Here is an 8317-nt window from a genome sequence, read left to right on the forward strand (position 1 = left end):
GCCGAGCCGGTCAGCAGCGGCGAACCGTGCGGGCCGGGCGACCAGTCGACCTCGGCGAACTTGTCGGTGTTCTTGGAGGGGCGACGGCGGTGATCGCGCACAACGACCTGGTGGCGCTCGGCGTCGTCTCCGGCGCCCGCGCGCTGGGCGTGCACGCCCCGGACGGGCTCAGCGTGGTCGGCTTCGACGACATCCCGCTCGCCGAGATCACCCACCCGGCCCTGACCAGCATCGCCGCCCCGATCGAGCGCGCCGGGGCGGTGAGCCTGGAACTGCTGGGCCGTGCCGTCGCCGGGCAGCGGACCCTGCCGCGCACCTTGCGCCTGCCCACCCAGCTCGTGGTGCGCGGCACCACGGGCCCCGTCCGCGAGGAGACCGCATGAGCCGGGACCGCATCGTCGCCGCCGAAGTGCTGCTCACCAGCCCGGGCCGCAACTTCACCACCCTCAAGATCACCACGGCGGACGGCGTCGTCGGCTGGGGCGACGCCACGCTCAACGGCCGCGAACTGGCCGTCGCCGCCTACCTGCGGGACCACGTGGCGCCGCTGCTGATCGGCCGCGACCCGGCGCGCGTCGAGGACACCTGGCAGTACCTGTACCGCGGCGCGTACTGGCGGCGCGGCCCGGTCACGATGACCGCTATCGGCGCGGTGGACCTGGCGCTGTGGGACGTCAAGGGCAAGACCGCGGGGCTGCCGGTGTACCAGCTGCTGGGCGGCGCCGTCCGCGACCGGGTGCTGACCTACACCCACGCCACCGGCTGGGACGTGCCGGAACTGCTGGACTCGGTGGACGCGCGCCGCGCGGAGGGATTCCTGGCGGTGCGGGCGCAAACCGGGGTGCCGGGGCTGGACACCGTCTACGGGGTGCACCGCGGCGGCAGCGGCTACGAGCCCGCCGGTCGCGGTGCCGCCCCGGCCGAGGAGGTGTGGGACACCGCCGCCTACCTGCGGCACGCCCCGCGGGTGCTGTCCGCGGTGCGCGAGCACGTCGGCCCGGAGCTGCACCTGCTGCACGATGCCCACCACCGGCTCACCCCGGGCGAGGCGGCGCGGCTGGGGCGGGCGCTGGAACCGGTGGACCTGTTCTGGCTGGAGGACGTCACCCCGGCCGAGAACCAGGAGGTGCTGCGCCGCGTCCGCGCGCACACCACGGCACCGCTGGCGATCGGCGAGGTGTTCAACACCGTCTGGGAGTGCCAGTCGCTGATCACCGAGCAGCTCATCGACTTCGTGCGCACCTGCGTCACCCACGCCGGAGGCATCACGCACCTGCGGCGCATCGCGGCGCTCGCCGAGCTCTGGCAGGTGCGGCTCGGACCGCACGGGCCGTCCGACGTGTCGCCGGTGGCGCTGGCCGCCTCGCTGCACGTCGGGATGAGCACCCCGAACTTCGCGATCCAGGAGTACATGGGCTACGCCGAGCGGGTGCACGAGGTGTTCCCGCACGCCTGGAGCTACGCCGACGGCCACCTGCACCCCGGCGAGGAACCGGGCCTGGGCGTCACCGTCGACGAGGCCGCCGCCGCGAAGTTCCCGTACGAACCCGCCTACCTGCCCGTCGCGCGCCGCCGCGACGGTTCGATGACGGATTGGTGAGCAGATGACCACGCCCCGGCTCGGCGCCTCCACGGCCCCGGCGCACGCCCTGCTGCGCCCGGCTCCGCCGGAACGCACCGGAATCGTCCACTTGGGACTGGGCAACTTCCACCGCGCGCACCAGGCCGTGCACACCGCCCGAGCGCTCGCGCACACCGACGGGCCGTGGGGAATCCTCGGTGTGGCGGGGAATTCCACCTCCGTGGCCACCGCGATGCGGGAGCAGGAGCTGCGCTACGCCGTGCTCGAATCCTCGCCCGCGGGCAGCACCGCCACCGTTCCCGGCGTGCACACCGGCGCGCTCGTCGCCGCGCACGAGCCGGAGGCGGTGCTCGACGCGATCGCCGCCCCCGACACGCGGATCGTGACGATCACCGTCACCGAGCGCGGCTACACCTACTCCCCGCGCACCCGCTCGCTGGACCTGGATTCCGAGCCGGTGCGCGCCGACCTGCGCGGCGACGCGCCGCCGCGCACCACCACCGGCCGGATCGTGCGCGGCCTGCAACGCCGGATGCGCGCCGGATCCGGGCCGATCACCGTGCTCAGCTGCGACAACCTCGGCGGCAACGGGCGGCAGACCGCGCGGCTGGTGCGGGAGTTCACCGCCGAACTGCCCGCGCCCGAACGCGAGGAGCTGCAGCGCTGGACGGACGCCTCGGTGACCTTCCCGAACAGCATGGTGGACCGCATCGTGCCCGCGACCACCGACGCGCACCGCGCCGAGGTGCGGGAGCTGCTCGGGGTGCGCGACGCGGTGCCGGTGCCCGCCGAACCGTTCAGCATGTGGGTGCTGGAGGACGACTTCGCCGCGGGCCGTCCCGCGTGGGAGCGCTCCGGCGTGCTGTTCGCCGACGACGTCGAGGCCTACGAGCTGCTGAAGTTGCGGCTGCTCAACGGAACCCACTCGCTGATCGCCTACCTGGGCGCGCTCGACGGCTGCGACACGATCCCGGAGGCGATCGCCCGCCCGTTCATCGCCGAGGCCGCCGACCGGGCGCTGCGCGCGGACTACCTGCCGACGCTGGCGGTGCCCGCCGCCGTCGACGCCGAGGACTACATCGCGAGCCTCTTCCAGCGCTGGGCGAACTCGGCGCTGGGCCACCGCACCCGCCAGGTCGGCTCGGACGGTTCGGTCAAGCTCGCCCAGCGGGTGCCGGATCCGGCGCTGGCGCACCTGCGCGCCGGCCGGATGCCGCAGCAGCTGGCGTTGACCGTCGCCGCCTACCTGCGCTGCCTCGGCGGCGGGGCCGACGCGGGTCCGCACGCGGCGGCGATGTCCGACCCGGCACGCGAGTCCATCGTGGACTCGATGCGGCGCGGCGCGTCGTCGAAGTCCACTGTGGGCGAGGTGCTCGGACGCGGGCTGCTCGGCGCGGAACTCGCCGGGCACGCCGACTTCACCGCCCGCGTCGCCGAACTGCTCGACCTCCTCGTCCGGCACGGACCGAAGGCCGCCGCCGCGGCGGCCTGCACCGGCTGAACTCCGACCCGCCCGTCGCACCGCACGCGACCTGATCCATCCGAGGACGCATGGACAGCACCGCAGCACCCGAGAGCGCCCCCGCGCAGCCGCAACCCGACCAGCGCTCGGTGCGCCGCGCGGCCTGGGCCGGCCTGATCGGCACCGCCCTGGAGCAGTACGACTTCGTCATCTACGGCACCGCGTCCGCGCTGGTGTTCAGCGAGCTGTTCTTCCCCGGGATCTCCCCGGCCGCCGGGCTGCTGGCCAGCTTCAGCACCTACGCCGTCGGGTTCGCCGCCCGCCCGCTCGGCGGCCTGATCTTCTCCCGGCTCGGCGACCGGCTGGGCCGCAAGTGGGTGCTGGTGGCGACGCTGCTGCTGATGGGCGGGTCGACGCTGGCCATCGGGCTGCTGCCCACCTTCGACCAGGTGGGGCTGCTCGCGCCGGTGCTGCTGCTGCTGTGCCGCTGCCTGCAGGGGCTCGGCGCGGGAGCCGAGCAGGCCGGGGGAGCGACGCTGCTCACCGAGACCGCCGCGCCCGGGCGCCGCGGGCGGCTCGCCGCGCTGGTGATGACCGGTGCCGCGCTGGGCACCGCCGTCGGCGCGGTCGCGTGGGTGCTGGCGCAGCTGCTGCCGCCGGACCAGCTGATGAGCTGGGGCTGGCGCCTCGTGTTCGCCAGCAGCCTGTTCGTCACCGTCGCCGCCCTGGTACTGCGGCGCAGGCTCGCCGAGAGCCCCGTGTTCCAGGAGCTGCGCGAGCAGGAGGCCGAACCGCGCCGCCCCGTCGCCGAGGTGTTCCGGCGCGGCAGGCGCCCGCTGCTGCTGGTGTTCCTGATGAACCTCGGCGTGAGCACCCAGTCCTACACCTACCAGGTGTTCATGGCCTCCTACCTGGTGTCCTCGGTCGGGGTGGACGCGGACCTGGTGCCGAAGGTGCTGCTGGTCGGTGCCCTGTGCGGCGGGGTCGCCGCGTTCGGCTTCGGCCGCCTGTCCGACCGGTTCGGCCGCAGGCCCGTGTCCGGGCTGATCTTCGCCGCCCTGGTGCTGCTGCCCGGGCCGAGCTTCATCGCGCTGAACACCGGCTCCACCGCGGCGGTCGTGGTGGTGGTCGTGCTCGGCTTCGTGCTGGCCTGCCACGGCCTGGTCGGGGTGCAGATGAGCTACTTCCCCGAGCTGTTCGGCACCCGCTACCGGTACGCGGGCGTCACGCTGGGTCGCGAGTTCTCCTCGATGCTGGGCGGCGGGATCGCGCCGCTGGTGTGCACCGCGCTGGTCGCCGCGTTCGCCGGTTCCTGGATCCCGGTGGCGGTGTACATGTCGGTGGCGGCGCTGGTCAGCGGGTTCGCCACCTGGCTGGCGCCGGAGACGCGGGACCGCGACCTCACCACCGACCGGGACGCGACCGGCGAACGGTAAACGGGAGCGCGTTGCTCCGTTCGTGGCGTTGACCGGCCGGGTCGCGCGGGGTCGAATGGTCCCGCCAGGTGCGCGGGCGAGGGAAACGAGGAATGTGCGGATGAGTCTCCAGTTCCCGGCGCCCCACCGCGTCGGCGTCCGGCGCGCGGTGCTGGTCGCGGCCACCGCGGTCGTGCTGGCCGTGGTGCTCGCGCTCGTCGTGGAGGTGCGGCCGCGGGCCGACGCCGCCGGCGGCGAGCACGCCGCGATGTACTACCAGACCCAGTACGACGGCGACCGCTACGTCTCGCCGCGCGAGCTCACCGACCACGACGTGCCCGTCACCGACCTGATCGTCGGGGCGATCCACCTGAACTCGCCGACCGAGGTGCACCTCAACGACGACCCGCCGGACGACCCCAAGTTCGATCCGATGTGGACGGACCTGGCGGCGGTGCAGGACGAGGGCGTGCGGGTGCTCGGCATGGTCGGCGGAGCCGGGCACGGCAGCTTCCAGCGGCTGGACGCCGAGTTCGACACCTACTACCCGCTGCTGCGGGACCTGGTCGCCGAGCGCCGGCTGGACGGGATCGACCTCAACGTCGAGGAGGAGATGTCCCTGGCGGGCATCGAGCGGGTCATCACCGCGCTGCGCGCCGACTTCGGGCCCGACTTCGTGATCTCGATGGGCCCGGTGGCCAGCGCGCTGTCCGGCGGCGGCAACCTGTCCGGCTTCGACTACGACCGGCTCTACCGGGACGTCGGCGAGGAGATCGCCTTCTTCAACGCCCAGTTCTACAACGGTTGGGGCGATGCTTCGTCCACATCGGACTTCGATGCGATCGTCGAGCGCGGGGTGATCCCCGCCGACCGGATCGCGGTGACGGCGTTGACGAACGGGGGCAACGGCGGTTCCGGCTACGTGGACGCGGCGACGCTGCGGGACGTGCTCGCGGAGCTGCGCGCGAAGTACCCGGAGTTCGGCGGCATCACCGGCTGGGAGTACTTCAACGCCGCTCCGGCCGACGGCACCGACCGCTGGCGGTGGTTGGCGGAACTCGCCCCCGGGGCCTGACCGCACCGCGCCCGGCGAACGGGCCGGGCACCCGCGGTGCTCAGCCGTCCTCCCAGGTCTGGGCGACGGCGTGGACCTGCACGCCGAGGGCCTGGGCCAGCGCGGTTTCGCCGGGTGGCGCCGCGTCGTCGGTGATCAGCGTGTCGTAGCCGCTGAGATCCCCGTACGCGTAGGTGGCGGACCGGCCGAACTTGCTGTTGTCCACGGCCAGCACGGCCCGGTCGGCGGCGGAGACGAAGGCGGCCTTGTTGTCGGCGTACTCCCGCACCGGGTGCGAGAGCCTGCCTTCGTGCACGCAGGTCGCGGTGAGGAACGCGACGTCGATGTGGAACCGGTCGAGCTGGCGCAGCACCTCCAGGCCCGCGCACGACTCGAACTCCGGGTAGAACCGGTCGCCGAGCAGCGTGACCTGCGCGGTCGAGTCGGCCAGCAGGTACGCGACCCGCAGCGAGTTCGTGATCACGTGGTTGTGCTCGCTCTGGCCGAGCAGCCGGGCGAGCGGGAACAGCGTGCTGCCGCAGTCGAGCAGCACGGTGCTGCCGGGGGAGACGTGGTTGCGCAGCTCGTCGCCGATGGCCGTCTTGGCCTCGCGGTGCATGTTCTCCCGGAACTGCAGCGAACTCTCGATGTCCACGGTGGACAGCGCCATGGCGACCGCGCGCCGCTTGTGCAGCAGCTTGCGCTCGTGCAGGTCGTCGAGGTCGCGGTGCATCGTCATCAGGCTGACGCCGAGCCGGGCCGCGAGGTCGTCGATGCGCACCTCCCCGCCCTTGCTGACGTGGCGCAGCACCGCTTGGCGGCGCTGCTCGACTTCCGCCTTGGACTTCCGGATGGACATCGCTCTCCCCTCGGTCCCCTAGTTATCCCACATCCCACCAGGCCCGTGACCCCCTAGTTATCTCATATTTTGCGTGAAGATCTTGAAAAGATCTGAGATATCTAGCATCTTGTTCTCACACACCCGGCTGTCCGCCGCGACCACCGCGACCGGCCGGACGTGCCGCAGTCACCACCGCGAGGCGGTGACCAGGAAAAACATTCGGATCGCCGAGCTCAGGCGCGGGGATCCGGCTCCACCTACCCGGGCACCGAAGCCCGCCAGGAGGTCAGCACCGTGGTATCAACCGGCCACGAACCGCCCGCGTCCGCGTCGTCCGGCGGCGGTATGACGTTCTTCGATCGCATCGGCATCCCGCGAGTCCTGCTCTGGGGCTACGTCGGCATGTTGCTGTTCATGATCGGCGACGGGGTGGAGACCAGTTATCTCTCCACCTACTTCAAGGTCGACCTGGGCTTCGCCGAGTCCAGCGTCGGTGTCGTCTTCACCGTCTACGGCCTCGCCGCGGCCGTCGGCGCCTTCCTCGCCGGTGGCCTGTCCGACCGGTGGGGCCCGCGCAAGGTCATGATGGTGGGCGCCGCGCTGTGGGCGATCTGCCACGTGCTGATGCTCACCATCGGCATCCCCACCAGCAACTACGTGCTGATCCTGCTGACCTACGGCGTCCGCGGCCTCGGTTACCCGCTGTTCGCCTACGGCTTCCTCGTCTGGATCATGGTCGGGGCGCCGGAGAAGCAGATCAGCAAGGCGCTCGGCTGGTACTGGTTCTCCTTCACCATGGGCTACCCGGTCCTCGGTTCCGCCCTGGTCGCCGGGCTCAAGCCGGCGCTCGGCTTCTACCCGACCCTGTGGGTCTCGCTGGCGCTGATCGCCGCCGGTTCGTTCATCGTGTTCACGATGCTCAAGGAGCGCTCCGGGTTCGAGCCGCTGGCCGCCGACGGCTCCAGCATGGTCAAGACCCTGGTCGGCTGCGTGACGATCATGTTCGAGCGGCCGAAGGTCGGCCTCGGCGCCCTCACCCGGCTGATCAACACGACCTCGCAGTTCGGCGTGTGGGTGTTCACCCCGCTGTACCTGATCGAGCAGGTCGGGTTCAACTCCGAAGAGTGGTCCACGCTGCTCATGATCATGATGGGCTCGAACCTGGCCGGCGTGGTCGCCTTCGGTGCCCTCGGCGACCGGTGGAGCAGGCACAAGACCATCGTCTGGTTCGGCGGTGTGCTCGGCGCGGTGTCCTGCCTCGGCCTGTACTACGTGCCGAACGCCGTCGGGCACAGCTACATCCCGGTCGCGATCGTGGTGGCCATCTTCGGCGTCGGCCTCGCCGGTTACGTGCCGCTGCCCCCGCTGATGACCCAGCACGCCCCCGGCCGCAAGGGCCAGGTCATGTCGACCTACACCCTCGGCGCCGGCGCCAGCCAGGCCGTCGGCCCGGCCATCGGCACCGCGTTCATCGGCATCATCGGCATCCAGGGCGTCATGTGGATCTACGCCGTGCTGCACCTGTCCAGCAGCGTGCTCGCCCTGATCATCCGCACCCCCAACGAGGAGGCGCAGCGCGAGGCCGCGGCGCTGCCCGAGGACAACACCGTCGTCGCGCACTGACCTCCCGCACGCCCGTCCGCCGCTGACGCGGTGGCGGAGACCTCGGCGGCTTCCCGGCCGCGGGACCCTTCCCGATCAGGGCGCCACCTGATCGTCGAAGCCCCGCCCGGGGAGCCGCCGAGTTCTTTGTCGTTCTGTGCTCCTGTTGCTCGGGGATGGGGTGGCGGAACCTCAGCGTTCTCCTCGCTGCGGGATCGTTTTCACCGGTGGCTCCACCACAGGAGAAAACGCTGTCCTCGCGAGGAGAACGCTGAGAACCCGCTGCGGTGCCGGTTGCTCTGGTGGTCGCTGCTCATCGGCTTCGCCGCTGACAGGCGGAAAGGCGGGGGTGGTCAGGGGG

Annotated in this window: 7 protein-coding genes; 6 read left to right on the forward strand and 1 reads right to left on the reverse strand. The window is 71.9% G+C overall.

The genetic code is table 11. From position 1 onward, the window contains the following. Window positions 1-89 precede the first annotated feature (89 nt). The 5 genes from LCD31_RS27370 to LCD31_RS27390 all read left to right on the forward strand — a co-directional run bounded on the left by LCD31_RS27370 (window position 90) and on the right by LCD31_RS27390 (window position 5534). Complete coding sequence (locus LCD31_RS27370) at window positions 90-383, forward strand: substrate-binding domain-containing protein (protein ID WP_224962825.1); 294 nt, start codon at window positions 90-92, stop codon at window positions 381-383. Further along, on the forward strand, window positions 380-1600 hold the full coding sequence (manD, locus tag LCD31_RS27375) for a D-mannonate dehydratase ManD (protein ID WP_224962827.1): 1221 nt from the start codon (window positions 380-382) through the stop codon (window positions 1598-1600). The genes LCD31_RS27370 and manD overlap by 4 nt, the downstream gene beginning before the upstream one ends. A 4-nt stretch (window positions 1601-1604) precedes the next feature. After that, on the forward strand, window positions 1605-3083 hold the full coding sequence (locus LCD31_RS27380) for a mannitol dehydrogenase family protein (protein ID WP_224962829.1): 1479 nt from the start codon (window positions 1605-1607) through the stop codon (window positions 3081-3083). 50 nt (window positions 3084-3133) lie between these two features. After that, the gene (locus tag LCD31_RS27385) at window positions 3134-4480 is read left to right on the forward strand and encodes an MFS transporter (RefSeq protein WP_224962831.1); all 1347 of its coding nucleotides are present in this window, start codon (window positions 3134-3136) and stop codon (window positions 4478-4480) included. Window positions 4481-4580: 100 nt separating this feature from the next. Next, window positions 4581-5534 carry a glycosyl hydrolase family 18 protein gene (locus LCD31_RS27390; RefSeq protein WP_224962833.1) on the forward strand — a complete coding sequence of 318 codons (954 nt, stop codon included), beginning with the start codon at window positions 4581-4583 and terminating at the stop codon, window positions 5532-5534. A gap of 40 nt (window positions 5535-5574) precedes the next feature. Here LCD31_RS27390 and LCD31_RS27395 read toward each other — a convergent pair whose 3' ends face one another. After that, window positions 5575-6372: a DeoR/GlpR family DNA-binding transcription regulator gene (locus LCD31_RS27395; RefSeq protein ID WP_224962835.1), complete on the reverse strand. Its 798-nt coding sequence runs from the start codon at window positions 6370-6372 to the stop codon at window positions 5575-5577. A 327-nt stretch (window positions 6373-6699) separates the two neighbouring features. On the opposite strand from LCD31_RS27395, the gene LCD31_RS27400 reads away from it, so the two are divergent. Then, window positions 6700-7977, forward strand: coding sequence for an MFS transporter (locus LCD31_RS27400; protein ID WP_224962837.1), 1278 nt, complete (start codon window positions 6700-6702; stop codon window positions 7975-7977). Window positions 7978-8317: the final 340 nt, after the last annotated feature.

Origin of the sequence: Saccharopolyspora sp. 6M (assembly GCF_020176775.1) — a bacterium.
Lineage (GTDB): Bacteria > Actinomycetota > Actinomycetes > Mycobacteriales > Pseudonocardiaceae > Saccharopolyspora_C > Saccharopolyspora_C gregorii.

Bases quoted from the DNA above. Each gene is read 5' to 3' on its own strand.
- LCD31_RS27380 (WP_224962829.1), top strand. From the start codon at position 1,605: ATGACCACGCCCCGGCTCGGCGCCTCCACGGCCCCGGCGCACGCCCTG.
- LCD31_RS27400 (WP_224962837.1), top strand. From the start codon at position 6,700: ATGACGTTCTTCGATCGCATCGGCATCCCGCGAGTCCTGCTCTGGGGC.
- manD (WP_224962827.1), top strand. From the start codon at position 380: ATGAGCCGGGACCGCATCGTCGCCGCCGAAGTGCTGCTCACCAGCCCG.
- LCD31_RS27395 (WP_224962835.1), bottom strand. From the start codon at position 6,372: ATGTCCATCCGGAAGTCCAAGGCGGAAGTCGAGCAGCGCCGCCAAGCG.
- LCD31_RS27385 (WP_224962831.1), top strand. From the start codon at position 3,134: ATGGACAGCACCGCAGCACCCGAGAGCGCCCCCGCGCAGCCGCAACCC.
- LCD31_RS27390 (WP_224962833.1), top strand. From the start codon at position 4,581: ATGAGTCTCCAGTTCCCGGCGCCCCACCGCGTCGGCGTCCGGCGCGCG.